Origin of the sequence: Melaminivora sp., from assembly GCF_032059615.1 — a bacterium.
In the GTDB taxonomy this organism is placed as follows: Bacteria; Pseudomonadota; Gammaproteobacteria; order Burkholderiales; family Burkholderiaceae_C; genus Melaminivora.
The window spans coordinates 1-25125 of the sequence record NZ_DAMCAM010000037.1; the positions used below are offsets into that span (position 1 = coordinate 1).

Annotated in this window: 24 protein-coding genes and 1 riboswitch; of the genes, 17 read left to right on the plus strand and 7 right to left on the minus strand. The window is 69.8% G+C overall.

The annotated features are described in order from the left end of the window. From RT051_RS09495 to RT051_RS09520, 6 genes are all read left to right on the plus strand, one after another. Positions 1-947: acetyl-CoA C-acyltransferase (locus RT051_RS09495; RefSeq protein WP_313075644.1), on the plus strand; the 947-nt coding region annotated here is incomplete at its 5' end. 181 nt (positions 948-1128) lie between these two features. After that, the gene (locus RT051_RS09500) at positions 1129-2043 is read left to right on the plus strand and encodes an alpha/beta fold hydrolase (protein WP_313075646.1); all 915 of its coding nucleotides are present in this window, start codon (positions 1129-1131) and stop codon (positions 2041-2043) included. A gap of 27 nt (positions 2044-2070) precedes the next feature. Beyond that, positions 2071-2916, plus strand: a complete 846-nt coding sequence (locus RT051_RS09505) for a thioesterase family protein (protein ID WP_313075649.1) — start codon at positions 2071-2073, stop codon at positions 2914-2916. A gap of 8 nt (positions 2917-2924) precedes the next feature. Further along, positions 2925-3737 carry an enoyl-CoA hydratase gene (locus tag RT051_RS09510; protein WP_313075652.1) on the plus strand — a complete coding sequence of 271 codons (813 nt, stop codon included), beginning with the start codon at positions 2925-2927 and terminating at the stop codon, positions 3735-3737. A gap of 190 nt (positions 3738-3927) precedes the next feature. Further along, complete coding sequence (locus tag RT051_RS09515; protein ID WP_313075655.1) at positions 3928-4401, plus strand: thioesterase family protein; 474 nt, start codon at positions 3928-3930, stop codon at positions 4399-4401. Between the two features lie 143 nt (positions 4402-4544). After that, positions 4545-5183, plus strand: coding sequence for a polymer-forming cytoskeletal protein (locus RT051_RS09520; protein WP_313075658.1), 639 nt, complete (start codon positions 4545-4547; stop codon positions 5181-5183). Between the two features lie 24 nt (positions 5184-5207). On the opposite strand, the gene RT051_RS09525 is transcribed toward RT051_RS09520, so the two are convergent. Then, on the minus strand, positions 5208-5627 hold the full coding sequence (locus RT051_RS09525; RefSeq protein WP_313075662.1) for an acyl-CoA thioesterase: 420 nt from the start codon (positions 5625-5627) through the stop codon (positions 5208-5210). Positions 5628-5817: 190 nt separating this feature from the next. Between RT051_RS09525 and RT051_RS09530 the strand changes: the two genes are divergently transcribed. Next, complete coding sequence (locus RT051_RS09530) at positions 5818-7641, plus strand: ABC transporter ATP-binding protein/permease (RefSeq protein ID WP_313075665.1); 1824 nt, start codon at positions 5818-5820, stop codon at positions 7639-7641. A gap of 156 nt (positions 7642-7797) precedes the next feature. On the opposite strand, the gene RT051_RS09535 is transcribed toward RT051_RS09530, so the two are convergent. The 4 genes from RT051_RS09535 to RT051_RS09550 all read right to left on the minus strand — a co-directional run bounded on the left by RT051_RS09535 (position 7798) and on the right by RT051_RS09550 (position 11926). Beyond that, positions 7798-8616, minus strand: a complete 819-nt coding sequence (locus RT051_RS09535) for a DUF169 domain-containing protein (RefSeq protein WP_313075668.1) — start codon at positions 8614-8616, stop codon at positions 7798-7800. A gap of 185 nt (positions 8617-8801) precedes the next feature. Then, positions 8802-9845 carry a DctP family TRAP transporter solute-binding subunit gene (locus tag RT051_RS09540; protein WP_313075671.1) on the minus strand — a complete coding sequence of 348 codons (1044 nt, stop codon included), beginning with the start codon at positions 9843-9845 and terminating at the stop codon, positions 8802-8804. Between the two features lie 201 nt (positions 9846-10046). After that, positions 10047-11345, minus strand: coding sequence for a TRAP transporter large permease (locus RT051_RS09545; RefSeq protein ID WP_313075674.1), 1299 nt, complete (start codon positions 11343-11345; stop codon positions 10047-10049). Further along, a complete protein-coding gene (locus tag RT051_RS09550) occupies positions 11342-11926 on the minus strand; it encodes a TRAP transporter small permease (protein ID WP_313075678.1) in 585 nt (194 codons plus the stop codon). Before RT051_RS09550 ends, RT051_RS09545 begins: the two co-directional genes overlap by 4 nt. Before the next feature lie 191 nt (positions 11927-12117). Between RT051_RS09550 and RT051_RS09555 the strand changes: the two genes are divergently transcribed. The 5 genes from RT051_RS09555 (at position 12118) to RT051_RS09575 (ending at position 16393) form a co-directional block, all read left to right on the plus strand. Next, on the plus strand, positions 12118-13056 hold the full coding sequence (locus RT051_RS09555) for a LysR substrate-binding domain-containing protein (RefSeq protein ID WP_313075681.1): 939 nt from the start codon (positions 12118-12120) through the stop codon (positions 13054-13056). 155 nt (positions 13057-13211) lie between these two features. Next, entirely contained in the window at positions 13212-14111 is a 900-nt protein-coding gene (locus RT051_RS09560) for an amino acid ABC transporter substrate-binding protein (RefSeq protein ID WP_313075683.1), read from the plus strand. 85 nt (positions 14112-14196) lie between these two features. Continuing rightward, entirely contained in the window at positions 14197-14949 is a 753-nt protein-coding gene (locus RT051_RS09565) for an amino acid ABC transporter permease (protein ID WP_313075686.1), read from the plus strand. 5 nt (positions 14950-14954) lie between these two features. Beyond that, positions 14955-15626: an amino acid ABC transporter permease gene (locus RT051_RS09570; protein ID WP_313075728.1), complete on the plus strand. Its 672-nt coding sequence runs from the start codon at positions 14955-14957 to the stop codon at positions 15624-15626. A 29-nt stretch (positions 15627-15655) separates the two neighbouring features. Beyond that, entirely contained in the window at positions 15656-16393 is a 738-nt protein-coding gene (locus tag RT051_RS09575; RefSeq protein WP_313075731.1) for an amino acid ABC transporter ATP-binding protein, read from the plus strand. A 105-nt stretch (positions 16394-16498) separates the two neighbouring features. Here the strand turns inward: RT051_RS09575 and RT051_RS09580 are convergent, their stop codons facing one another. Both RT051_RS09580 and RT051_RS09585 read right to left on the minus strand, forming a co-directional pair. After that, the gene (locus tag RT051_RS09580) at positions 16499-17326 is read right to left on the minus strand and encodes an HAD-IIB family hydrolase (protein WP_313075689.1); all 828 of its coding nucleotides are present in this window, start codon (positions 17324-17326) and stop codon (positions 16499-16501) included. 5 nt (positions 17327-17331) lie between these two features. Beyond that, complete coding sequence (locus RT051_RS09585; protein ID WP_313075693.1) at positions 17332-18957, minus strand: peptide chain release factor 3; 1626 nt, start codon at positions 18955-18957, stop codon at positions 17332-17334. Positions 18958-19120: 163 nt separating this feature from the next. On the opposite strand from RT051_RS09585, the gene RT051_RS09590 reads away from it, so the two are divergent. From RT051_RS09590 to RT051_RS09610, 5 genes are all read left to right on the plus strand, one after another. After that, entirely contained in the window at positions 19121-20356 is a 1236-nt protein-coding gene (locus RT051_RS09590; RefSeq protein ID WP_313075696.1) for an MFS transporter, read from the plus strand. Positions 20357-20363: 7 nt separating this feature from the next. Beyond that, positions 20364-20467, plus strand: a riboswitch (S-adenosyl-L-homocysteine riboswitch). An 80-nt stretch (positions 20468-20547) separates the two neighbouring features. Next, a complete protein-coding gene (gene ahcY, locus RT051_RS09595; protein WP_313075699.1) occupies positions 20548-21984 on the plus strand; it encodes an adenosylhomocysteinase in 1437 nt (478 codons plus the stop codon). 246 nt (positions 21985-22230) lie between these two features. Continuing rightward, entirely contained in the window at positions 22231-23235 is a 1005-nt protein-coding gene (locus RT051_RS09600) for a TlyA family RNA methyltransferase (protein WP_313075702.1), read from the plus strand. Then, entirely contained in the window at positions 23232-24074 is an 843-nt protein-coding gene (gene metF / locus RT051_RS09605; RefSeq protein ID WP_313075705.1) for a methylenetetrahydrofolate reductase [NAD(P)H], read from the plus strand. Before RT051_RS09600 ends, metF begins: the two co-directional genes overlap by 4 nt. Positions 24075-24264: 190 nt before the next feature. Further along, positions 24265-25065 carry a septal ring lytic transglycosylase RlpA family protein gene (locus tag RT051_RS09610; RefSeq protein WP_313075708.1) on the plus strand — a complete coding sequence of 267 codons (801 nt, stop codon included), beginning with the start codon at positions 24265-24267 and terminating at the stop codon, positions 25063-25065. Positions 25066-25125: the final 60 nt, after the last annotated feature.

Genomic DNA, 25125 nt, shown 5'->3' on the forward strand with positions numbered 1-25125 from the left:
GCGTGGGCGGCATCACCGTCAACCGCTTCTGCGCCTCGGGCCTGTCGGCCGTGGCGATGGCGGCCGACCGCATCCGCGTGGGCGAGGCCGACGTCATGATCGCCGCCGGCGTGGAGAGCATGAGCATGGTGCCCATGATGGGCAATACGCCCAGCCTGTCGCCTTCCATCTTCGAGCGCGACGGTGATGTGGGCATCGCCTACGGCATGGGCCTCACCGCGGAAAAGGTGGCCCAGCAGTGGAAGGTCTCGCGCGAGGCGCAGGACGCCTTTGCGCTGGAGTCGCACCGCCGCGCCATTGCTGCCCAGCAGGCGGGCGAGTTCAAGGACGAGATCACGCCCATCGAGGTGACCGACCGCGGCGTGAACCTGGAGACCGGCGAACTCGTGCAGAAGACGCGCACGGTCGATCTGGACGAAGGCCCGCGCCCCGACACCAGCCTGGAGGGCCTGGCCAAGCTGCGCACGGTGTTTGCCGCGCGCGGCTCGGTCACGGCGGGCAACAGCTCGCAGACCAGCGACGGCGCGGGCGCGCTGATCCTGGCGAGCGAAGCGGCCGTCAAGCGCTTTGGCCTGACCCCGCTGGCGCGCTTCGTCAGCTACGCCAGCCGGGGTGTGCCGCCGTCCATCATGGGCATTGGGCCCATCGAGGCGATTCCCGCGGCGCTGCGCTACGCCGGCCTGAAGCAAGACGACATCGACTGGTTCGAGCTGAACGAGGCCTTTGCCGCGCAGTCGCTGGCGGTGGTCAACACGCTGGGGCTGGACCCGGCCAAGGTTAACCCCATGGGCGGCGCCATCGCCCTGGGCCACCCGCTGGGCGCCACGGGCGCCATCCGCTCGGCCACGGTGGTGCACGCGCTGCGCCGCAAGCAGCTCAAGTACGGCATGGTGACCATGTGCGTGGGCATGGGGCAGGGCGCAGCAGGCATCTTCGAGCGCGTCTGATCCCACTCCCTCCCCCTTTGGGGGAGGGCTGGGGTGGGGGCCAGCGACGGTGGCCTCGTGACACCGTAAGCCAGAACTAGCCGCCCCCATCCCCACCTTCCCCCAGAGGGGGAAGGGGCAAAATCCAAGCCAGACAAGGGCGACTAGCTACCAGAAGAGTAGTGTCCACAAAGGAGACCCCATGCAGCAGCACGCCCTGCCCGTGCCCGGCGCGGCCCACCCGCTGGCCGTGCGCCGCTACCTGCCCCCGGCCGGCACGCCGCCCCGGGGCAGCGTGGTCATCGGGGCGGCCTTTGGCGTGCCGCAGACCTTCTACGCCCCGTTCGCGCAGTGGCTGGCCGGGCAGGGCTGGGCCGTCAGCACTTTCGACTACCGGGGCCAGGGGGCATCCCTGCACGGCCCCATGCGCGCCGTGCAAGCCAATCTGCACGACTGGGCGCGCGACTACGACGCCGTGATCGCCCACGCGGCCGAGGCGCTGCCGGGCCGGCCGGTGCTGCTGGTGGGCCACAGCCTGGGTGCGCAGCTGCCCGGGCTGCTGGAGCAAAAGCACCGCGTCGCCGGCCTGCTGAGCGTGGCCGCCGGCAGCGGCTACTGGCGCCAGAACGCGCCGCGCCTGCGCCGGCTGATGCCCTTCTTCTGGCACGTGCTGGTGCCCGTGTCGGTGCGCCTGTGCGGCTACTTTCCCGGCCGCAGGCTGCGCGCCGTGGGCGACCTGCCCGCGGGCGTGGCGCGCCAGTGGCGCCGCTGGTGCCTGCACCCGCGCTACAGCGTCGGCGCCGAGGGTGAGGCCGCGCGCCAGGCCTATGGCGAGGTGCGCTTTCCTATCCACGCCTGGAGCATGCAGGACGACGAGATGATGACGCTGGCCGGCACCGAGGCGCTGCTGGCGCTCTACACCCACGCGCCCCGGCAGCTCGAGCACCTCGCCCCGCAGGATGTGGGCGCGCGGCGCATCGGGCATTTCGGCTTCTTCCGCGAGGGCTTTCGCGACACGCTCTGGCCGCGCGCCGCGCGGCAGCTGCAGCAGTGGTGCGACGCGCCGGCCATCGCCCCATCCTCCCCGCCCCCCGTCGCGCGCACGACGGCGGCCTGACGGCCCTGCAGGCACACTGCCCACCCCATGAGCACCACCCACCCGCACCCTGCCCATCCCCTGGACGAGGCGCTGGCCCTGGCCAGCACCGCCCCGGGCCACTACACCGGCCAGACCACTGACGCCTACTGGAACATGGTGGGCCCCTACGGCGGCCTCACCGCCGCCGTCCTGCTCGCCGCCGTGCTGCGCCACCCCGAGGCCCAGGGCGAGCCCGTGGCGCTGACGGTGAACTTCGCTGCCGCCGTGGCCCGGGGGCCGTTCACCGTGCAGGCCGTGCCCGTGCGCACCAACCGCTCCACCCAGCACTGGACGGTGACCGTGCTGCAGGCAGAAGAAGAAGGCGGCGAGCCCCGGGTGACCACCACCGCCACCGTCCTCATGGCCCAGCGCCGCACCACCTGGAGCGCCGCCGACACGCCCGTGCCCGAGGGCGTGCCCGCGCCCGCCGACTGCCCGCGCATCGACCCCGTCTTTCCCGTGGAATGGCTCAAGCGCTACGAAATGCGCCCGGTGCGCGGCATGCTGCCCGCGCAGTGGGACGGCAGCGAGCACGACAGCCTGTCGCAGCTGTGGATGCGCGATGCGCCCGAGCGGCCGCTGGACTTTCCCGCCCTGGCGGCCCTGGCCGATGTCTTCTTCCCGCGCATCTGGCGCCGCCGCGCGCACCACGTGCCGGCGGGCACCGTCTCGATGACGGTGTACTTCCATGCCGGGGGCGACCTGCTGGCGCAGACCGGCAGCGGCTACCTGCTGGGCCAGGCGCGCGCGCAGGAGTTCCGCAACGGCTTTTTCGACCAGACCGCGCAGCTGTGGAACGAGGCCGGCACGTTGCTGGCCACCACGCAGCAGATCGTTTATTACAAGGAGTGAACCGCACCATGAGCAGCAGCCCGAGCACCGCACCCGCCACCCAGGACATCCTGGTGCACACCGAGGACGGCGTCGCCACCATCACCTTCAACCGGGTGGACAAGAAGAACTCCATCACCGAGGCCATGTATGCGGCCATGGCCGACGCGCTGACCGCGGCTGAAGCCGAGGCGGCCGTGCGCTGCGTGGTCTTCCAGGGCGACATGGCCATCTTCAGCGCCGGCAACGACATCGCCGACTTCCTACAGCAGTCGGCCCAGGGCGCGCCGCAGGCGGACGCGGGCGAGCGGCCGGTCTGGCGCTTCCTGCATGCGCTGGCAGCGTTCCCCAAGCCCCTGATCGCCGCCGTATGCGGCCCGGCCGTGGGCATAGGCACCACGCTGCTGCTGCACTGCGACCTGGTCTACGCGGGCGACAACGCGGCGTTCTCGCTGCCCTTCGTCAACCTGGGCCTGTGCCCCGAGGCGGCATCCAGCCTGCTGCTGCCGCAGATGCTGGGCTACCACCGCGCGGCCGAGGCGCTCTTGCTGGGCGAGCCCTTCCTGGCCGAGGCGGCGCTGGAGGTCGGCCTGGTCAACCGCGTCGTGCCCCCGGCCGAATGCAACCTGCTGGCGCAGGCGCAGGCGAAGAAGCTCGCCGCCAAGCCGCTCTCGGCGCTCATTGAGACCAAGCGCCTGATGAAGGCCGGCCAGGCCGCCGCCGTGCGCGAGCGCATGCGCGAGGAGGGCGCAAGCTTCGCCCGCCTGATGGCCGGCCCCGCGGCGCGCGAGGCCTTCAGCGCGTTCATGCAGAAGCGGCACCCGGATTTCAGCCGGTGCTGAGCCTTGCGGCTGCTACTCCTTCCCCCTCTGGGGGAAGGCGGGGATGGGGGCGGCTGGTTCTGACGCGGCCTCTCGCAGGATTGGCGGCCCTGGCCCCCACCCCGGCCCTCCCCCAGCGGGGGAGGGAGCCAGGCCACTACCCTCCGACCACGGCCGGCGACCTCTCGCATGGCGACGCAGGAATCGCTCCATGACCCCCGCCCCCACCGCCTTCGAGCCCGAATTCATCGCCGGCCTCAAGGACCTCTTCGAGCAGCGCATCCCCTTCAACCAGGTGCTGGGCCTGCGCATCACCGAACTGGCGCCGGCGCAGGTGGCCGCGCGCATCGACATGCGGCCCGAGCTGGTCGGCCACTTCGCCTACAACCGCCTGCACGGCGGCGTCATCAGCGCGGCGCTGGACGCCATGGGCGGCCTGGCCGTCATGGCGGCCATCGGCGCCAGGCACATGGACGAGGCCCCGCCCGCGCGGCTGCAGCGCTTTTCGCGCCTGGGCACCATCGACCTGCGCATCGACTACCTGCGCGCCGGCATCGGCAGCCACTTCCTGCTGCGCGCCCAGGTGTTGCGCCTCGGTTCGCGCGTGGCCAACACGCGCATTGAGTTCCTCAGCGCACAGGGCGAATTGCTGGCGACCGGTGCTGCGGCCTACATCGTCTCGTAGGCCCAGGCAGGCGCGCCTGTATGCCGCTGCAACGCCCGCAAGCGCATGCAACCGTTGAGCGGTTTGGTTACCTTGCTTGCGTCGTGCTTAAACCCTGCATGTAGGACGGCGCCTAACATCGGCCGTCTTTTTCAGGAGTACCCATGGCCGTGCAAAACCCCTTCTTCGGCAGACGCGACAGCAGCAGCAACCTCACCCCGGGCTCCAGCCCCGCGAATCCCCTGAACCGCCCGGGCGAAGGCCTGGCGGGCCGGCAGATGCCTGGCGCTTCCAGCCTGGGCGCCGGCAGCAGTGTCGGCTCGGTGCGCACCGAGCCGCAGGTGGCGGCTGCCGAGGCGCCCGCCTCCGCGGCGGACGCGACGGCCCCTGCCGGCCAGGGAGGCGGCAGCAAGCTGACCGTCGGCCCCAACATCAAGCTCAAGGGTGTGGAGATCACCGACTGCGACACCCTGGTGGTGGAGGGCACGGTGGAGGCCACCATGGACTCGCGCGTCATCCACATCGCCGAGCAGGGCGCCTTCAAGGGCTGCGCCGAGATCGACATCGCCGAGATCCACGGCCGGTTCGACGGCCAGCTCACCGTGCGCGAGAAGCTCGTCATCTTCGGCTCGGGCCGGGTCAGCGGCAAGATCCGCTACGGCAAGGTGGTGATCGAGGAGGGCGGGCAGCTCACGGGCGAGATCTCCACCGGCGGCGCGCGCGGCGAAGACGCGGCCCCGGCGCCGGCAGCAGAATCTCCGGTGCGCAGGCCCGCCACCACGGCCGAGCCGGTGCCTGCATGACAGCGGCGGCCGGCCGCGGCCCGTTCAGGCCGTGAGGTGGTCCGGGCGGATGGGGCGCGGCCGGCCGCCCTCGTCCAGCGCCACGTAGGTCAGTCGCGCCTCGGTCACCTTGACGTACTGGCCCTGCGCGCGCACGCGCTCGGCATAGACCTCCACCTCCACGGTGATGGAGGTGCGCCCCACACGCGTGACCTCGGCAAAGAACGACAGCAGGTCGCCCACGCGCACGGGCTGCTTGAAGATGAACTCGTTGACGGCCACCGTGGCCATGCGCCCCTGGATGTGCCGCGCCGGCAGCACCGAGCCCGCCAGGTCCACCTGTGCCATGACCCAGCCGCCGAAGATGTCGCCGTTGCCGTTGGTGTCGGCGGGCATGGGGATGACCTTGAGCACCAGCTCCTTGTCGCTGGGCAGTTGGGGGTGCAGGTGTTCGGGGGCGGACATGGGTGAGGGCTGGGAGGAGTAGCTGGGGGGATGAAGGCAGTGCCGGCCGTCCTTGCGGGCGGCCGCGCGCATTGTCGGGCATGGGTGCCAGCCGCGCTGGCGTGCGGCCTTGGGTCGGGGCGGTCACAATTGGGCGGCGCCTCCTTTCGTCCATTGCGCACGCCCACCGCCCCTCCCTTCCATCTTCGCCATGCGCCGTTCCGGCCCGCCTCCCGCTTCGCCTGTCCCCGCCAACACCCCCGCCAACCGCTCCGACTGGGCCACGCTGGCGCGGCTGCTGCCCTACCTGTGGCAGTACAAGGGGCGCGTGGCCGCGGCCATCGTCTTCATGGTGGCGGCCAAGCTGTCCAACGTGGGTGTGCCGCTGCTGCTCAAGCGGCTCATCGACACCATGACGCCCACGCCCGGCAGCGCGGCGGCGCTGCTGGTCGTGCCGGTGGGGCTGCTGGTGGCTTACGGGCTGCTGCGCTTTGGCAACTCGCTGTTCAACGAGCTGCGCGAGCTGGTGTTCGCCCGCGCCACGCACGGCGCGGCGCGGGCGATTGCGCTGCGCACCTTCGAGCACCTGCACGGCCTGTCCCTGCGCTTTCACCTGGAGCGCCAGACCGGCGGCATGACGCGCGACATCGAGCGCGGCGTGCGCGGCATCGAGTCGCTGGTGTCGTTCGCGCTGTTCAACATCGCGGCCACGCTGGTCGAGGTGGCGCTGGTGCTGACCATCCTGGCCAGCCGCTTCGACGCCTGGTTCGCCGTCATCACGCTGGCGGCGCTGCTGCTCTACATCGCCTGGACGGTCTGGGTGACCGAGTGGCGCATCCAGTTTCGCCGCCAGGCCAACCAGTTCGACTCGGCCGCGCACACCAAGGCGGTCGATTCGCTGCTGAACTACGAGACCGTCAAATACTTCAACAACGAGGCGTTCGAGGCGCGCCGCTACGACGAAAGCCTGGAGCACCTGCGCCGCGCCCAGCTCAAGAGCCGCAGCACGCTGTCGCTGCTCAACGGCGGCCAGCAGCTCATCATCGCCACGGCGCTGGTGGCCATCCTGTGGCGCGCCACCGAGGGCGTGGCCGCCGGGCGCATGACGCTGGGCGACCTGGTCATGGTCAACGCCTTCATGATCCAGATCTACATCCCGCTGAACTTCCTGGGCGTGGTGTACCGCGAGATCAAGCAGAACCTGACCGATCTGGACAAGATGTTCACGCTGATGGACCGCGAGCAGGAGGTGGCCGACACCCCCGGCGCCCGGCCCCTGGACTGTGCCCGGGCGCCCGCCGTGCGCTTCGAGGACGTGCACTTCGCCTACGAGCCCGACCGGCCCATCCTGCAGGGCGTGAGCCTGGAGATCCCGGCCGGCAAAACGGTGGCCGTGGTCGGCCCCTCGGGCGCGGGCAAGAGCACGCTGAGCCGCCTGCTGTACCGCTTCTACGACGTGCAGGGCGGCAGGATCACCCTCGACGGGCAGGACATCCGCGCCCTGACCCAGCAGTCGCTGCGCCGGGCCATCGGCATCGTGCCGCAGGACACCGTGCTGTTCAACGACACCGTGGCCTACAACATCGCCTACGGCCGCCCCGAGGCCACGCAGGCCGAGGTGGAACAGGCCGCGCGCGCGGCGCACATCCATGCCTTCATTGCCGCGCAGCCCAAGGGCTACGAGACCATGGTCGGCGAGCGTGGCCTCAAGCTCTCGGGCGGCGAGAAGCAGCGCGTGGCCATCGCCCGCACCCTGCTCAAGGACCCGCCCATCCTGATCTTCGACGAGGCCACCAGCGCGCTCGACTCGGCCAACGAGCGCGCCATCCAGGCCGAGCTGCGCGCCGTCGCGCGCGGCAAGACCACGCTGGTCATTGCGCACCGGCTGTCCACGGTGGTGGACGCGCACGAGATCGTGGTGATGGAGAGCGGACGCATCGTCGAGCGCGGGACGCATGCGCAGCTGCTGGCGGCAGGGGGGCGGTATGCCAGCATGTGGGCACTGCAACAAAATGCGGGTGAAATCACGCCTTAGCCCTTATCTGGCAAAGGGTAGGTGCTATCTTTTTTAAGCCACCCTCACCCTGGCCTTTTCCCGCGTGCGGGAGAGGGGGCAAACCCGACGCTGTTTTGCTTCCCTCGCTCCCTCCCCCAGAGGGGGAGGGAGCAAAACCAGCAAGACCGGCGCGGCTCAGTCCTTTTTGGGGTAGCTCACCCCCAGCCCCGCCCGCGCATCCATCTGAATGCCGTACTGCGGGAACGGGTAGCGCAGCCCGTTCTTCGCCAGTGCCCGCATGCCATCCAGCGCGCGGGCGATATCGGCCACGGTCAGCGCCATCAGCATCTCGTCGTCCAGCACGCCGCCGTAGCGGCGCTCGGCAAAGCACGGAATCGACAGGCTGGGCTCGCGTGTCTTGAGTGCCCGGCCCCAGGAGTCGGCGCAGGACGACTCGCCCACCACGCTCCAGTCGAAGCGCTGGTAGCCCGACCACTGCAGGCCGTTGATGAAATACATCATGGCCCCGGGCGTGGCGTAGAACAGCGCGATGTCGGGCTCACCCAGTGGCTGGTCCGCCTGGCCGCTCCACTTGTGCAACGGCGCGGCGACCAGCGCGCGGTAGCGGCCCTGCGGCACGCGGTGCATGGCCGCCTGGTGGCGCGTGGCGTCCTCGACGGTGGCGTACCACACGCCGGTCATGTGCGCGCCGGTGTGCCAGGCCGGGTCGTCCTCGCCCAGGCCGACCACGAAGCGGCACTGGTCGGCCACCAGGTCTTCGGCGGTGATGCCCACCGTCCAGCCCAGCCGCGTGGCTTGGGCGACGATCTGGTCCATGGTGTGCACGGCTTGCGGCCGGCGCAGGCGCGGGATGGCCTGCAGCGCTTCGGCGGACTCCAGCAGCTGCATGCCGATGGGCGGCACGCGCAGCTTGAGCACGCTCTCCAGCGCCGTGGAGAGGTCGGCCAGAGCGGGATGGGGCGCCGGGGTGGCGGGGGCTTGGTCAGGGGGCATGGGAGTGGGTTCTCTCGGGTGGGGTGAACGATTGCGTTGGCTGAGGCCCGGGTTGTGCATCAAACAGGCCTCTAGCCATTGACTGGCAACGACTTTCAGCTATGAAATTTGCTTTGCGCCCGCCCATGAAAAAGCCGCCAGTGCCCTTCCCCGGGCGGCTGGCGGCTGCCTGCGCTAGCCTGTGGTCACTGCTTGCGCGCGGCGATCGCCTTCTCGGCCGCGTCCACCAGGTTGGCGCCGATCTGGCCCTTCCACTTGTCGAACACCGGGCGCGTGGCCTTGGCGAAGGCTTCGCGCTCGGCGGCCGACAGGTCGGTCACCTGCACGCCGTTGGCGGCCAGGTCTTTCAGCAGCGGCTTGTCGGCCTCGATCATGCCCTTGCGGGCGATGGCGATCTCCTCCTTGCCGGCCTCGATGGCGGCCTGGCGCACGGCCTCGCGGTCAGCCGGCGTCCAGCTGTTCCAGACGTCCTTGTTCACCACAAAGATCAGCGGGTCGTTCATGTAGCCCCACAGGGTCATGTACTTTTGCGACACGGTGTGCAGCTTGGCGGCGGTGTAGACCGAGACCGGGTTCTCCTGGCCGTCCACGGCGCCGCTGGCCATGGCGGGCTGGGCGTCGGCCCAGCTCATCTGCGTGGGGTTGGCGCCCAGGGCGGTGAAGGTGTCCAGGAACAGCGGCGAGCCGACCACGCGGATCTTCAGGCCCTTCAGGTCGGCGGGGGTCTTGATGGCGTGCTTGGAGTTGCTGATCTCGCGGTAGCCGTTCTCGCCCCAGGCCAGCGGCACCACGCCGGCTTTCTCCAGCGTCTGGAAGATCTGCTGGCCCACCGCTCCTTGAGTCACCGCGTCCACGGCGGCGTAGTCGGGGAACAGGAAGGGCAGCGAGAACAGGTTGAGCTGCTTGACCTGCGGCGACCAGTTGATCGTCGAGCCGATGGCCATGTCGATCACGCCCTGGCGCAGCGCGGAGAACTCGCGCGTCTGGTCGCCCTGGATCAGCGACACGCCGGGGTAGAGCTTGATGTTGATGCGGCCATTGGTCTTCTCGCGCACCTTGTTGGCCCAAATTTCGCCGCCCTTGCCCCAGGGGAAGGCCGTGCCCAGTACCAGCGACATGCGGTATTCGCTCTTGTAGCCGGCGGGCTGCTGCGCGTGCGCGGCCGGCAGGCCCAGGGTGAGCAGCGTGGCGGCCGCGGCGGTGGCGGTGAGGAAGGTGCGAAGTTTCATGGGGTCGGTCTCCTTGGGTTGGTGAAAAAAGATTGTCTTGCTCCTTCCCCCTCTGGGGAAGGCGGAGAAGGGCCGGCTTCTACCCCCTCTCCCGCAGGGCGGGAGAGGGCTGGGGTGAGGGTGGGGGCCTGCATCGTGCGCAGCGCCTGGATCAACCCCCTCACCCCAACCCTCTCCCCCACGGGGGAGAGGGGGGATGGGTCAATAACCCAGCCGCTGGGGCAACCACAGCGCGATCTGCGGCCAGGCCACCACGGCCAGCATGGCCACGCACATGGCCAGCACCAGCCACAGGACCCAGCGCGTGGTGGCCTCCATGCGGACCTGGGCGATCTTCGCCGACACCATCAGGTTCACGGCCATGGGCGGGGTGAACTGGCCGATGGCAATCGTCAGCACCAGCACCACGCCAAACCACACCACGTCCCACTGGTAGTGCAGCATGATGGGCGCCATCAGCGGCACGAAGATCAGCATGATGGAGATGCCGTCCAGGAACATGCCCAGGATCAGCAGCAGCACGATGATCAGCGCCAGCACGCCGCGCTCGCCCACGCCGGACTCGACGATGGCGCGCGTGACCGGGTCGATCACGCCCAGCGTGGACAGCGAGAACGCGAAGATGCCCGCCAGCGAGACGACCACCAGGATCACCGCCGACAGCTCGCCGGCCTCGCGCAGGATGGGGAACAGGTCGCGCACCCCGATCGTGCGGTGCACCACCATGCCGACGAACAGGCCGTAGAACACGGCGACCACCGCCGCCTCGGTGGGGGTGAACCAGCCCAGGCGCATGCCGCCCAGGATGAGCACGGGCGCGGCCAGGCCCCACGCAGCCTCCTTGAAGCTGCGCCAGAAGGGCGGGCGTGCCAGCGAGGCTTCGAGCTGCCCCATCCGGTGGCGCCGCGCCAGCCACACGGCCGGGAGGATCAGCGCCAGGCCGGCCAGCACGCCTGGGAACAGGCCGGCGGCGAACAGCGCCGGCACCGAGGCGCCCGGCACCAGCACCGAATAGACGATGAAGGCCACCGAGGGCGGAATCAGGATGTCGGTGGCCGCGGCGCCCGCCACCACGCTGGCCGAGAACGCGGCCGGGTAGCCGGCGCGGCTCATGGCGGCGATCATCACCCCGCCCACGGCGGCGGCCGTGGCCGGCCCCGAGCCGGAGATGCCGCCCATGAACATGGCCACGGCAATGGCCACCAGCGGCAACATGCCGGGACCGCGCCCGACGATGGAGACGGCAAAGTTCACCAGCCGCAGCGCCACGCCCGAGCGGTCGAAGATCGAGCCCACCAGCACGAACATGGGAATGGCCAGCAGCGGGTACTTGCCCAGGCCGGCGTAGAAGTTCTGCGGCACGGCCAAGAGGCCCAGCCACTGGGTCTCGGCGTTGGCCAGCGCGATGGCCACGGCCCCCGCCAGGCCCAGGGCCGCGCCGATCGGCACGCCCAGGAACATCAGCGCCAGGAAGGCGACGAACAGCAGCGTGGCGATCATGGCTGGCGCTCCGCGGCCGGCGGGGGTGCGTCGGCGGCCAGGTACTGCGCGTCGCTCTGGCGCGTGCGGCGCAGGTACAGGCCCACGGCGCGCGCGGCGATCAGGAGCGACAGCACGGGCAGCCAGATGGAGTACCACCACTGCGGCACGCCGATGCCGGGGGAGGTTTCCTCGAAGCGGTAATCGTCCCAGACCACGCGCACGCTCAGCACGGCGATCAGCAGGAACAGCAGCGCCACCAGCAGCGCCCCCAGCTGCGCCAGGCGCCGGCGCCGCCCGGCTGGGCCGGCCTGGCAGAAGAATTCGATGCGGATGTGCTGGTCGCGCGCCACCGCCGAGGCGCCGCCCACCAGCGACAGCACGATCATCAGGAAGATCGACAGCTCCTCCGTCCAGGCGAAGGAGGAATTGGTGAAGTAGCGCACGACCACGTTGGCGAAGGTGATCAGCGCCAGCAGCGCCATGGACAGGACGGTCAGCCAGTCCTCCAGGCGCAGGGAGCGGGGCTGGGCGTCAGCGGCGCGCGTGGGCGCGGCCGCGCGGGCGGCATCGGCCGGCCGGGAAGGGGAGGGGGAGGGCATGGGAGCGCGGGAGCGGGAGGTCGGACATGGGGCAGCAGGGCGGGCCAGGGCCTGCCGGCGTCGTGCGCCGGCGGCCCCGGGGGCTGCGCCCAGGTCGGGCGCGGGGGCTTATTCTGCAGGGTAAATGCGGCGGGTGCAGGGCTTGCCCTGTCGCGTCGGTGTTTGCCCGCGCCCCGATAATGCATCCCACTATGGAAACCAAATGGCTCGAAGACTTCGTCAGCCTGGCCGAGACGCGCAGCTTCAGCCGCTCCGCGCAACTGCGCCACGTCACGCAGCCGGCGTTTTCGCGCCGCATCCAGGCGCTGGAGGCCTGGGCCGGCACCGACCTGGTGGACCGCAGCTCCTACCCCACGCGCCTCACGGCCGCGGGCACCACGCTCCATGAGCAGGCGCTGGAGGTGCTGCAGGCGCTGCAGAACACCCGCGCGGTGATGCGCGCGCACTCCAGCACCAGCAGCGACATGATCGAGTTCGCCGTGCCGCACACGCTGGCGTTCACCTTCTTTCCGGCCTGGGTCAGCAGCCTGCGCGAGGACTTCGGCCCGCTCAAGAGCCGGCTGATCGCGCTGAACGTGCACGACGCCGTCATGCGTCTGGTCGAGGGCGGCTGCGACCTGCTGATCGCCTACTACCACGCGTCCCAGCCCATCCAGCTCGACCCCGAGCGCTACGAGATGGTCACGCTTGGCCAGGAGCCGCTGGCGCCCTATTCCCGGCCGGGCGCGGACGGCCAGCCGCTGTTCGCCCTGCCCGGGCGCGCCGGCGAGCCGCTGCCCTATCTGGGCTACGCCCCCGGGGCCTACCTGGGCCGGGTGACCGAGCTGATCCTCAAGCAGGCCGAGAGCCCGGTGCATCTGGACCGCGTCTATGAGACCGACATGGCCGAGGGCCTGAAGGCCATGGCGCTGGAGGGCCACGGCGTCGCCTTCCTGCCCTACAGCGCCGTGCAGAAGGAGCTGCGCGCGCGCCGCCTGGTGAGCGCCGTGCCGGCCGGCATGCCAGCGCTGGAGATGGTCATGGAGGTGCGCGCCTACCGCGAGAAGCCCGCGCGCAAGGAGCCGGCCAAGACGCTGGCGCTGGCGCTGTGGGACTATCTCGTCGCCCACGCCGACCAGCCCAGCCTGTGAGCGCGGCGCGGGTACACGTGGAAACACCGTAGTCCCACCCCCCTGGTTCGCGCGCACAATACGCCCCGACTGAACGGCAGCCGAGGCCCCCCGCCGGGCCGCTGCCGCGCATTCGTCTTGCAACGCTCATCCGTTTCACCCACAAGGAGATAACCATGAAAAAACAACTGCTGGCTGCCGCCATCACCCTGCTGGCTGCAGGCACCACCTTTGCCCAGGCGGGCGACACCCTGGCCAAGATCAAGTCCTCGGGCGCGATCACGCTGGGCGTGCGCGAGTCCTCGGGCCTGGGCTACACCCTGGGCAACGGCAAGTACGTGGGCTTTCACACCGAGATGAGCGAGCGCATCGCCGACGACATCCAGAAGCAGCTGGGCCTGGCCAAGCTGGACGTCAAGTACCAGCCCGTCACCTCGCAGAACCGCATCCCGCTCGTGACCAACGGCACGGTGGACCTGGAGTGCGGCTCCACCACCAACAGCGCGGCGCGCCAGAAGGAAGTGGCCTTCGCCGTGACCACCTACGTGGAGGAGGTGCGCATCGCCGTGAACGCCAAGTCGGGCATCAGCGGCATCAAGGACCTGAACGGCAAGACCATCGTCACCACCACCGGCACCACGTCGGTGCAGACGCTGCGCAAGAACAAGCGCGCCGACGGCCTCACGTTCAAGGAAGTCATGGGCAAGGACCACGCCGACAGCTTCCTGATGCTGGAGACGGGCCGCGCCGACGCCTTCATCATGGACGGCTCCATCCTGGCGGCCAACATCTCCAAGTCCAAGAACCCGCAGGACTTCAAGATCGTGGGCGAAGTGCTCTCCGTCGAGCCCATCGCGTGCATGCTGCGCAAGGACGACCCGGCCTTCAAGAAGGCCGTGGACGACTCCATCAAGCGCCAGATCGCCGACGGCTCGCTGGCCAAGCTGTACGACCGCTGGTTCATGCAGCCGATCCCGCCCAACAACGTGAAGGTCGGCCTGCCGCTGTCGGAGGCCACCAAGGAAGCCTGGGCACACCCCAATGACAAGCCCATGGAGTCCTACGAAATCAAGTAAGGCCTGAACGGGTGCAACGCCCCTTCTCGGCCGCGAGCTCGGGAAGGGGCGTTTTCCATTACAAGACAAGCAAAGGGGTGTTCCTATGAGTTGGGATTGGCAGGTGTTCTGCCAGGACACCATCACCATGGAAGTGGGCGCGAGCTGCTTCGGCAAGGGCGGCGACGTGACCTATCTCGACTGGATGCTGTCGGCCTGGGGCTGGACGGTGTCCGTTTCGCTGCTGTCGCTGGCGATCGCCCTCATCGTGGGCTCGCTGGTGGGCACGCTGCGCACGCTCGAGGGCCGGCCCTGGGTGGTGCGGCTGGGCAATGCCTGGGTCGAGCTGTTTCGCAATATTCCGCTGCTGGTGCACATCTTCGTGTGGTACCACGTCGTGCCCGCCCTGTTCCCGGCCATGAAGTCGCTGCCGGGCTTCGTGCTGGTGGTCTTTGCCCTGGGCTTTTTCACCTCGGCGCGCATTGCCGAGCAGGTGCGCTCGGGCATCCAGGCGCTGCCGCGCGGCCAGCGCTATGCCGGCATGGCCATGGGCTTCACCACCTTCCAGTACTACCGCTACGTGCTGCTGCCGATGGCGTTTCGCATCATCATCCCGCCGCTGACCAGCGAGACCATGAACGTGTTCAAGAACTCGTCGGTGGCGTTCGCCGTCTCGGTGGCGGAGCTGACCATGTTTGCCATGCAGGCGCAGGAGGAGACGGCGCGCGGCGTCGAGGTCTATCTGGCCGTCACGGGCCTGTATGTGGTCTCGGCCTTCGCCATCAACCGTGTCATGGCCTTCATCGAGAAGCGCACGCGCGTGCCCGGGCTGATCGCCGCCGGCGGGGGAGGACACTGACCATGGTGAATCTCAACATCGACTGGTCGTTCTTCACCTGGGAGCTGTTCTCCAACTTCGTGCTCAAGGGGCTGTATTTCAGCGTCATCCTGACGGTGATTGCCACGCTGGGCGGCATCGCCCTGGGCACGGTGCTGGCGCTCATGCGCCTGTCGGGCCGCAAATGGCTGGACCTGCCCGCGACCATCTACGTCAACGGCATGCGCTCCATTCCGCTGGTCATGGTCATCCTGTGGTTCTTCCTGCTGGTGCCCATGCTGATCGGCCGGCCCATCGGCGCGGAGGTCTCGGCCATCATCACCTTCGTGGCGTTCGAGGCGGCGTACTTCTCCGAGATCATGCGCGCGGGCATCCAGTCCATCCCGCGCGGCCAGGTCTTTGCCGGCCAGGCCATGGGCATGACCTATGCACAGAACATGAAGCTGGTGGTGCTGCCGCAGGCGTTTCGCAACATGCTGCCGGTGCTGCTGACGCAGACCATCATCCTGTTCCAGGACACTTCGCTGGTCTATGCCATCGGCGCCTACGACATGCTCAAGGGCTTCGAGATCGCGGGCAAGAACTACGGCCGGCCCATCGAAGCCTACCTGGCGGCGGCCGTGGTCTATTTCGTGATCTGCTACGCGCTGTCCTGGGCCGTCAAGCGCCTGCACAGGAAGATCGCCATCATCCGCTGAAGACACTGGAGAGAGAAGAAATGAGCCAGATGATCGAATTGAAGAACGTCTCCAAGTGGTATGGGAGCTTTCAGGTGCTCAACGACTGCTCCACCGCCATCGCCAAGGGCGAGGTGGTGGTGGTCTGCGGCCCTTCCGGCTCCGGCAAGTCCACCCTGATCAAGACCATCAACGCGCTGGAGCCGGTGCAGAAGGGCGAGATCTGGGTCGATGGCACGGCGGTGCACGACCCCAGGACCAACCTGCCCAAGCTGCGCTCGCGCGTGGGCATGGTGTTCCAGCACTTCGAGCTGTTTCCGCACCTGTCGGTGACCGAGAACCTGACGATTGCCCAGGTCAAGGTGCTGGGCCGCAGCCTGGACGACGCCCGCGCGCGCGGCCTCAAGATGCTCGACCGCGTGGGCCTGATGGCGCACAAGGACAAGTTCCCCGGCCAGCTCTCGGGTGGCCAGCAGCAGCGCGTGGCGATTGCCCGCGCGCTGTCCATGGACCCCATCGTGATGCTGTTCGACGAGCCCACCTCGGCGCTCGATCCGGAGATGGTCGGCGAGGTGCTGGAGGTCATGATGGGCCTGGCGCACGAGGGCATGACCATGATGTGCGTGACGCACGAGATGGGCTTTGCCAGGAAGGTCAGCAACCGCGTCATCTTCATGGACGTGGGCGGCAGGATCCTGGAGGACTGCACCCGGGACGAGTTCTTCGGCAACCCCGAGGCGCGCCAGCCGCGCACCAAGGACTTCCTGAACAAAATCCTGCAGCATTGAACGCAGGCCCGAGGCTAGCACGCCAGATGCGAAGGGCGCCGAAAGGCGCCCTTTTTCGTTTCATTTTTTATAGCTACAAACCCTTTGTTGGCACGGGCTGGGGCACTATTTGACTGAAAACTCGGGCTGCGCCCGCGCCGCCAGCACCGCCCGTGCCACCTCGGCAAAGCCGGCGCCGCGTTCGCCCTGCGTGACATAGCGCGGCAGGTGCGACAGGTGCGGCACGAAGCGCGCCACGTTGGCCACGCCCACGCTGTTGGCAAAGGCCTGGAACATCAGCGCGTCGTTGGTCGAGTCGCCCACATAGACCCAGTGGTCCCGCTCCGCATCGAGCGCGCGCGCGAGCAGCTCGCGCACGATCCAGCGCGCGCCTTCGAACTTGTTGTGCTCGCCATACCAGCCGTTCACGTGGATGCTGCTCACGGTGGCGTGCATGCCCTCGTGGCGCATGGCCAGCACCACCTTGTCGATCTGCGCCTCGGACAGCTGGGTGAATTCGCTGTGGTCGATGGCGATGTCGGTCTCGCGCCCGGCGGAGTCGGTGGCGCGCCGCGCCCCGGCAATGCTCGCTTCGATATGCGCCAGCACCTGCTGCATGCGCGCGTAGTTGGCCGCGCGCGTGGCCGCGTCCTGCTGGTAGAGCCTGTCCAGGCCCCCGGCGGCATTGCGCCTGAGCGCCACGGCGCCGTTCTCGGCCACGATGGCATCGATGGGCCAGGCAAGCGCGAACGGCTCGCTCCAGCCCACCGGCCGCCCGGTGATGGCGATGACGTGCAACCCGGCGGCCTTCAGGTCGTCCATGGCGGCCAGCGCGTCGGCGGTGATGGCGCCGTCGGTGGTCAGGGTGTCGTCGATGTCGGTCAGGACGCCCGTGATGCGCGAGCGCGCGGCCTGCGGCCAGGAGTCCAGAGGGGCCAGGGTGCTGCTGCTCATGCCCTTCATGCCCCCTGCAGCGCCAGCCCCGCGTGCTCGCGCAGCGGATGGAAGTGGATCTTCGGAAACCGCTCCTGCGCCAGCCGCACGTCATATGGCGACGTGCACAGGTAGGCCAGCGTGTCCGCCGCGTCGCGCGCCATGCGCAGCGGGTAGGCGTTCTCGAACTCGCGCAGCTCCTGCGGGGTGTCGGCCGTGATCCAGCGCGCGCCGGTGTACTGGCAGCCCTCCAGCCGCACGTCGCAGTTGTATTCGGTGTTCAGCCGGTGCTGCACCACCTCGAACTGCAGCTGGCCCACGGCGCCCAGCAGCATGTTGCCGCCGGCCTCGGGCTTGAAGACCTGGATGGCGCCCTCCTCGCCCAGCTGCATCAGGCCCTCGTGCAGCTGTTTGGTGCGCAGGGGGTTTTTCAGCACCACGGTCATGAACATCTCGGGCGCGAAGAAGGGCAGGCCGGTGAACTGCAGCTGCGCGCCATCGGTGATGGTGTCGCCCAGCTGCACGCCGCCGTGCGTGGTGAAGCCGATGATGTCGCCCGCGTAGGCTTCTTCCACCGCCTCGCGGCGCTGGCTCATGAAGGTGACGACGCTGGTGGGGCGCAGCTCCTTGCCCGTGCGCTGCACGCGCATCTTCATGCCGGGCGTGTACTTGCCCGAGGCCACGCGCACGAAGGCGATGCGGTCGCGGTGATTCGCGTCCATGTTGGCCTGCACCTTGAAGACCACGCCGGCAAAGCCCGGGTCCTCGGGGTGCACGGTCTTCTCGACGGGCTGCTTGTTCACGGCCAGCGTGCTGGTGCGCGGGCCGGGCGGGGGCGACATGTCCACCACCGCGTCCAGCACCTCCTTGACGCCGAAGTTGTTCACGCCCGAGCCGAAGAACACCGGCGTGAGCTTGGCCGCCAGGAACTGCGCATGGTCCCAGGGGGCCGAAGCGCCCACGGCCAGCTCCATGCTCTCCAGCGCGTCGTCGAAGGTCTGGCCGAAGCGCGCGCGCAGCCGCTCGGCCTCGGACAGGGGGATGGTCTCGAAATCCTCCGGACGCTTGTCGCTGCCGGCCTGGAACACGGTCATGCTCTGCGTGCGCAGGTCGATGATGCCGCCGAAGCTCCTGCCCTGGCCCACCGGCCAGGTCATGGGGCAGCAGGGCATGCCCAGTTCCCGCTCGACCTCGTCCAGGATGTCGAGCGGGTCGCGCACCTCGCGGTCCATCTTGTTGACGAAGGTGATGATGGGGGTGTCCCTCTGGCGGCAGACCTCGATCAGGCGGCGCGTCTGCGTCTCCACGCCGTTGGCCGCGTCGATCACCATCAGCGCCGAATCGACGGCCGTGAGCACGCGGTAGGTGTCCTCGGAGAAATCCTTGTGGCCGGGCGTGTCCAGCAGGTTGACCACGTGGTCCCGGTAGCTCATCTGCATGACCGAGCTGGCCACCGAGATGCCGCGCTGCTTCTCGATCTCCATCCAGTCGGACGTGGCGTGGCGGCTGGCCTTGCGGCCCTTCACGGCGCCGGCGATCTGGATGGCGCCCGAGAACAGCAGCAGCTTTTCCGTCAGCGTGGTCTTGCCCGCGTCGGGGTGGGAGATGATGGCAAAGGTGCGGCGGCGCCGCGTTTCGGAAGCGTAGGACACGTGGGGCTCAAGGGGCAGGGTGGGCGCGGCGCCGGCGGCCCGGGGCAGGGCGTGGCGCGCGGCAAGGGGGCGGCTCGTGGCCGGGCGCCTGGCGGCGCAAGAGCGTAATTCTACGGACAGCCCCAGGCCCTGCGCTCCCGCGGGCCGTGTCACAGTCACGGCCATGCAAGCCCTCGACTCCCCGCCCGCCGCCCGCACCTGGGTGCACGCGGGCACCCCGGCCTACCGGCGCATCAGCCTGGCGCTGTTTCTGGCCGGGTTCGCCACGTTCTCGCTGCTGTACTGCGTGCAGCCCGTGCTGCCCGAGCTGGCGGCGCATTTCGCCCTGAGCCCGGCCGGCAGTTCGCTGGCCCTGTCGGTCAGCACCGGCAGCCTGGCGGTGGCCATCTTCGCCGCCGGCGCCCTGTCGCAGGGCCGGGACAAGCGCCGGCTGATGTTCGCCTCGATGGCGCTGGCGGCGCTGTGCAACCTGCTGGCGGCGCTGGCGCCGGCCTGGGGGGCGCTGCTGGCGGCGCGCGCGCTCGAGGGCGTGCTGCTGGGCGGCGTGCCGGCCGTGGCCATGGCCTATCTGTCCGAGGAGATCCACCCGCGCGGCCTGGGTTTTGCGATGGGGCTGTACATCGGCGGCACGGCCTTCGGCGGCATGGCCGGGCGCATCGGCATGAGCATGCTGGCCGACGCCTGGGGCTGGCGCGTGGCGCTGGCCACCGTGGGCGGGCTGGGCCTGGCCGCGGCGGTGGGCTTCGTGTTGCTGCTGCCGCGCGTGGGCACGGCGCCCGCGCCCGCGCCCGTGGGCGGCGCGGCCCGGCCGGGGCTGGCCTTTCACCTGGCGGCCTGGCGCGGGCACCTGGGCACGCCCGCTCTGGTGCCGCTGTTTGCCCTGGCTTTCTTGCTGATGGGGGTGTTTGTCTCGCTGTTCAACTACGTGGGCTTTCGGCTGGCGCTGCCGCCCTACGGGCTGAGCCAGACGCAGATCGGGCTGGTCTTCTCGGCCTACCTGTTCGGCATCGTCGCCTCGCCTGCGGCCGGGGCGCTGGCCGACCGGCGCGGGCGCGGCCCCGTGCTGGTGGGCGGCGTGCTGCTGATGGCCGCCGGCGTCCTGCTCACGCTCGCCGCGCCGCTGGCCGTGCTGATGGTCGGGATCGCTGCGCTGACCTTCGGCTTCTTCGTGGCGCACGCGGTGGCCAGCGGCTGGGTCGGCGCGCTGGCGCAGGGCGCCAAGGGCCATGCCTCGTCGCTCTACCTGCTGGCCTATTACGTGGGCTCCAGCGTGCTCGGCTCGGTCGGCGGCTGGTTCTGGGAGCACGGCCGCTGGCCCGGCATGGCGGTTTTTTCGCTGGCGCTGCTGGGCGTGGCGCTCGCGCTGGCGCTGCCCCTGCGCAGGGCGGGCCGAATATAATGCGCGTTTTCCCGAGGAGCGTTGCAGCGTCCCCGCCCAGGCGGACGTGAGGCTCGGGAGACCGGGCCCTTCGCTCTGGCAGGCCCGTCCGTGCAACGACGCTCATCCACCTGGCGTGCGATGGGCGAGCGAATCCCCTTTCCAGCTCCCTCGCGCGGCCGGTGGTGTTTCACCACGCATTGGAGCTTTCCATGAACGTCCGCAACACCTCCCTCGCCCCGGCCGACTGCGCCATCACCGACATCGCCCTTGCCGACTGGGGTCGCAAGGAAATCCGCATCGCCGAGACCGAGATGCCCGGCCTGATGGCGATTCGCGAGGAATACGCCGCCCAGCAGCCCCTGAAGGGCGCGCGCATCGCCGGCAGCCTGCACATGACCATCCAGACGGCCGTGCTGATCGAGACGCTGCAGGCCCTCGGCGCCACGGTGCGCTGGGCCTCGTGCAACATCTTCTCGACGCAGGACCACGCCGCCGCCGCCATTGCCGCCGGTGGCACGCCGGTGTTCGCCATCAAGGGCGAGTCGCTCGAAGACTACTGGGACTACACGCACCGCATCTTCGACTTCGGCCCCAAGGGCAGCGAGGGCGAAGGCCCCAACATGATCCTGGACGACGGCGGCGATGCCACGCTGCTGATGCACCTGGGCCAGCGCGCCGAGAAGGATGCGTCTCTGGTGGCGGGCAACGGCAGCAGCGAGGAAGAGCGCATCCTGTACGCCTCCATCCGCAAGAAGCTGGCCGAGGACCCGACCTGGTACAGCCGCAAGAGCGCCCAGATCCTCGGCGTGACCGAGGAGACCACCACCGGCGTGCACCGCCTCAACGAGATGTCGGCCAAGGGCACGCTGCTGTTTCGCGCCATCAACGTCAACGACTCGGTCACCAAATCCAAGTTCGACAACCTGTACGGCTGCCGCGAGTCGCTGGTGGACGGCATCAAGCGCGCCACCGACGTGATGATCGCCGGCAAGGTGGCCGTGGTCGCCGGCTATGGCGACGTGGGCAAGGGTTCGGCCCAGGCGCTGCGCGCGCTGTCGGCGCAGGTCTGGGTGACCGAGATCGACCCCATCAACGCCCTGCAGGCCGCCATGGAAGGCTACCGCGTGGTGACCATGGAGTACGCCGCCGACAAGGCCGACATCTTCGTGACCACCACGGGCAACAAGGACGTCATCCGCCACGAGCACATGGCCGCCATGAAGGACCAGGCCATCGTCTGCAACATCGGCCACTTCGACAACGAGATCGAGGTCGCGTCGCTGGAGCAATACCCGTGGGAAGAGATCAAGCCGCAGGTGGACCACATCATCTTCCCCGACGGCAAGAGGATCATCCTGCTGGCCAAGGGCCGCCTGGTGAACCTGGGCTGCGGCACGGGCCACCCCAGCTACGTCATGAGCAGCTCGTTTGCCAACCAGACGCTGGCGCAGATCGAGCTGTTCACGCGCCCGGATGCGTATGAAGTCGGCAAGGTCTATGTGCTGCCCAAGCTGCTCGACGAGAAGGTTGCGCGCCTGCAGCTGTCCAAGCTGGGCGCCATGCTGACCGAGCTGACCGACGAGCAGGCGGCGTATATCGGCGTGGACAAGAGCGGGCCGTACAAGGCGGATACGTACCGTTATTGAGCGGTGCGCCGAGACCCGCCGGCCCCCATCCCTACCTTCCCCCAGAGGGGGAAGGAGCAGGAAGCGACGCCGCGCCGGTAACTTGCCCCCTCCCCCTCTGGGGGAGGGCTGGGGTGGGGGCCAGCGCCGCTGGCAACCCGACAGGGCACGCCAGACCCCGCCATCCCTCACAAAAAAACAATAGCTCCCCGCCCTTGCCTGGCAAGGTCTAAAAGCCGATTCGACCCATGAAAAGGACCCTGCGCCATGCGCGCTGACGTATTCCTGGTGGAAGGCGGCCACGCCACCACCCGCTCACAGGCCCAGCGCCTGATCGCCGCCGGCGTGCAATGGCGCCTGGCCGACACCATGCCCTGGACGCGCGTGGCCAAGAACGGCGACGACATCCCTGCCGGTGCCCGTCTGCAGCTGCTCGACGCCGCCGAGGCCAGGTACCTCTCGCGCGGCGGGCTCAAGCTCGAGGGCGCGCTGGCCGCCACCGGCATCGACCCGGCCGGCCTGCGCTGCCTGGACGTGGGCCAGAGCACCGGCGGCTTTACCGACTGCCTGCTGCAGCACGGCGCGGCGCAGGTCATCGGCGTGGACGTGGGCCAGGGCCAGCTGCATGAGCGCCTGCAGGGCGACGTGCGCGTCGTCGCGGTGGAGGGCCTGAACGCCCGCCACCTCACGCCCGGGGCGCTCGAAGAGGCCTGCGAGGAGGCGCTGTCCGAGCGCGTCGACGCCGAGCCCGAGGACAACGACACCCAGCCCCAGGCGCCCTATGCCTGGATGCGCAACGGCGGCCTGGTCGATGACGGCTACGACGACAGCGGCGACGCCAAGGAGCACGAGATCGAGGCCTTCAAGGCCGAGCGATCGGCCCGTGCCCAGGCACGCGCCGCGGGTCGCCTGCCCACCGTGCGCCGACGCCGTGCGGGCCGCGAGCAGGTGGATGTGACGCCCGCGTTCGACCTCGTCGTGGGCGACCTGTCCTTCATCTCTCTCACTCTGGTGCTGCCCGCGCTCGTGCCTTTGCTGAAGGAGCGGGGCCGGATGCTGCTGCTGGTCAAGCCGCAGTTCGAGCTGCAGCCGGGCCAGGTCGGCAAGGGCGGCATCGTGCGCAATGCCGGCCTGTACGCCGAGGTCGAGCAGCGCCTGCGCGCTGCCTGCGCCGCCGCCGGCCTGCGGGTCGAGGCCTGGCTCGCCAGCCCCATCGAGGGCGGCGACGGCAACCGCGAGTTCTTCATCCACGCCACCAGGAGCGTCCCATGAGCCGCACGGCCACGCCCCTTCCGATCAGTTTCGAGTTCTTTCCGCCCAAGACCCCCGAGGGCGCGGACCGGCTGCGCACCGTGCGCCAGCAGCTGTACGCGCGCGCGCCGCAGTTCTGCTCGGTGACCTATGGCGCCGGCGGCTCCACGCAGGAGGGCACCTTTGCCGCCGTGCGCGAGATCCTGGCCGAGGGCGTCGATGCGGCGTCGCATTTCTCCTGCATCGGCGCCACGCGCGAGAGCGTGCGCGCGCAGCTGGCCGAATTGAAGGCCATGGGCGTGCGCCGCCTGGTGGCGCTGCGCGGCGACCTGCCCAGCGGCTACGGCGTGGGTGGCGAATTCCACTACGCCAGCGACCTGGTGGCCTTCATCCGCGAGGAAACCGGGCGCGACTTCCACATCGAGGTGGCCGCCTACCCCGAAGTCCACCCCCAGGCGCGCAGCGCCGACGCCGACCTGCAGGCGTTTGCCACCAAGGTGCGCGCCGGGGCGGATTCGGCCATCACGCAGTATTTCTTCAACGCCGATGCCTACGCGCGTTTCGTCGATGACGTGCGCCGCCTGGGCCTGGACGTGCCCGTCGTGCCGGGCATCATGCCCATCCTGGGCGCCACGCAGCTGATGCGGTTTTCCGACGCCTGCGGCGCCGAGATCCCGCGCTGGATCCGGCTGCGCCTGCAGGGCTACGGCGACGACGTGGCCAGCATCCGCGCCTTCGGCCTGGACGTGGTGGCGCGCCTGTGCGAGCAGCTTGTGGCCGCCGGCGCGCCGGGGCTGCATTTCTACACCATGAACCAGAGCGCCCCCACGCTGGCGCTGTGCGACCGGCTGGGGTGGTGAACGCGCCGGGGCGGGTATTTTTCGATAGCGCCCCGCCGTTGCCTGGTGCGGGTTTGCGCTCCCTCTCCCCGGCCCTCTCCCGCCAGCGGGAGAGGGCCGGGGAGTCCGGGTCGCACTCCTGCCCCGCCCACCCGATTCGGGGCCGGCTACAGTGCCAGTTGCCCGCACGCCCCCGGGCCACCTTCTACCCATGCCCCTGAGCCGCCTCCACGCGCCGTTGACCGGCCTGCTTGCCTCGTTGCTGGGCGTGTGGCTGGCTGGCTGCGCCGCCCCCGTCCCGTCCGTGCCCGAGGCGCAGGCCGTTGAGCCCCAGGCGTCAACGCACTCTGCGCCCGCCCTGCGGCCCCTGCGTCCGCCGCGCCCCGGCGGGGCGGCCCTGCAGGACGGCGGCGTGGAGCTGCTCCCCGTGCCTGGCCGGCCCGCCGAGCCCGCATTGCGCCTGCCCGAGCCGGGCTCGACCACCGAAGGCTCCGGCGAGCCGGCGCTGCGCCTGCCCGAGCCGCCGGCCGAGCCGCCCGAGCCGGCCGTCCTGCTGGGCAGCGGCATCGCCTCGTGGTATGCCGACAGCCTACACGGCCGATTCACCGCCAACGGCGAGCGCTACGACCGTGCCGAGTTCACTGCCGCGCACCGCAGCCTGCCCTTTGGCTCGCGCCTGTGCGTGCGCAGTCTGGTCAATGGCCGCACGGTGGCGGTGCGCGTCAACGACCGCGGCCCCTTCGCTCCCGGGCGCGTGATCGACCTGAGCCGCGCCGCGGCCGAGGAGCTGGGCCTGATGGGCCTGGGCATCAAGCCCGTGGAGCTGTGGCAGATGGGCGAAGAGGACGAGGTCTGCCCTGAAGACCTGGAGCCGGCCACCGCCGGCGAACGCCTGGGGCTGGACGGCGCGGCCGCGGCCAAGGCGCTGCAGCGACCCGCCGCCGCTGCCCGGCCAGCGCCACCGCGCGGCAAGGCGCGCGCGAAGGCGCGGGGCCGGCAGGGCCGGCGCTGAGGCCCTCAGCCGTTCAGCCGTTCAGCCGTTCAGCCGTTCAGCCGTTCAGCCGTTCAGCCG

Excerpts from the sequence above, each read along its gene's own strand:
- RT051_RS09500 (WP_313075646.1), top strand. The coding sequence starts at position 1,129 with ATGCAGCAGCACGCCCTGCCCGTGCCCGGCGCGGCCCACCCGCTGGCC.
- RT051_RS09505 (WP_313075649.1), top strand. The coding sequence starts at position 2,071 with ATGAGCACCACCCACCCGCACCCTGCCCATCCCCTGGACGAGGCGCTG.
- RT051_RS09510 (WP_313075652.1), top strand. The coding sequence starts at position 2,925 with ATGAGCAGCAGCCCGAGCACCGCACCCGCCACCCAGGACATCCTGGTG.
- RT051_RS09515 (WP_313075655.1), top strand. The coding sequence starts at position 3,928 with ATGACCCCCGCCCCCACCGCCTTCGAGCCCGAATTCATCGCCGGCCTC.
- RT051_RS09520 (WP_313075658.1), top strand. The coding sequence starts at position 4,545 with ATGGCCGTGCAAAACCCCTTCTTCGGCAGACGCGACAGCAGCAGCAAC.
- RT051_RS09525 (WP_313075662.1), bottom strand. The coding sequence starts at position 5,627 with ATGTCCGCCCCCGAACACCTGCACCCCCAACTGCCCAGCGACAAGGAG.
- RT051_RS09530 (WP_313075665.1), top strand. The coding sequence starts at position 5,818 with ATGCGCCGTTCCGGCCCGCCTCCCGCTTCGCCTGTCCCCGCCAACACC.
- RT051_RS09535 (WP_313075668.1), bottom strand. The coding sequence starts at position 8,616 with ATGCCCCCTGACCAAGCCCCCGCCACCCCGGCGCCCCATCCCGCTCTG.
- RT051_RS09540 (WP_313075671.1), bottom strand. The coding sequence starts at position 9,845 with ATGAAACTTCGCACCTTCCTCACCGCCACCGCCGCGGCCGCCACGCTG.
- RT051_RS09545 (WP_313075674.1), bottom strand. The coding sequence starts at position 11,345 with ATGATCGCCACGCTGCTGTTCGTCGCCTTCCTGGCGCTGATGTTCCTG.
- RT051_RS09550 (WP_313075678.1), bottom strand. The coding sequence starts at position 11,926 with ATGCCCTCCCCCTCCCCTTCCCGGCCGGCCGATGCCGCCCGCGCGGCC.
- RT051_RS09555 (WP_313075681.1), top strand. The coding sequence starts at position 12,118 with ATGGAAACCAAATGGCTCGAAGACTTCGTCAGCCTGGCCGAGACGCGC.
- RT051_RS09560 (WP_313075683.1), top strand. The coding sequence starts at position 13,212 with ATGAAAAAACAACTGCTGGCTGCCGCCATCACCCTGCTGGCTGCAGGC.
- RT051_RS09565 (WP_313075686.1), top strand. The coding sequence starts at position 14,197 with ATGAGTTGGGATTGGCAGGTGTTCTGCCAGGACACCATCACCATGGAA.
- RT051_RS09575 (WP_313075731.1), top strand. The coding sequence starts at position 15,656 with ATGATCGAATTGAAGAACGTCTCCAAGTGGTATGGGAGCTTTCAGGTG.
- RT051_RS09580 (WP_313075689.1), bottom strand. The coding sequence starts at position 17,326 with ATGAGCAGCAGCACCCTGGCCCCTCTGGACTCCTGGCCGCAGGCCGCG.
- RT051_RS09590 (WP_313075696.1), top strand. The coding sequence starts at position 19,121 with ATGCAAGCCCTCGACTCCCCGCCCGCCGCCCGCACCTGGGTGCACGCG.
- ahcY (WP_313075699.1), top strand. The coding sequence starts at position 20,548 with ATGAACGTCCGCAACACCTCCCTCGCCCCGGCCGACTGCGCCATCACC.
- RT051_RS09600 (WP_313075702.1), top strand. The coding sequence starts at position 22,231 with ATGCGCGCTGACGTATTCCTGGTGGAAGGCGGCCACGCCACCACCCGC.
- metF (WP_313075705.1), top strand. The coding sequence starts at position 23,232 with ATGAGCCGCACGGCCACGCCCCTTCCGATCAGTTTCGAGTTCTTTCCG.
- RT051_RS09610 (WP_313075708.1), top strand. The coding sequence starts at position 24,265 with ATGCCCCTGAGCCGCCTCCACGCGCCGTTGACCGGCCTGCTTGCCTCG.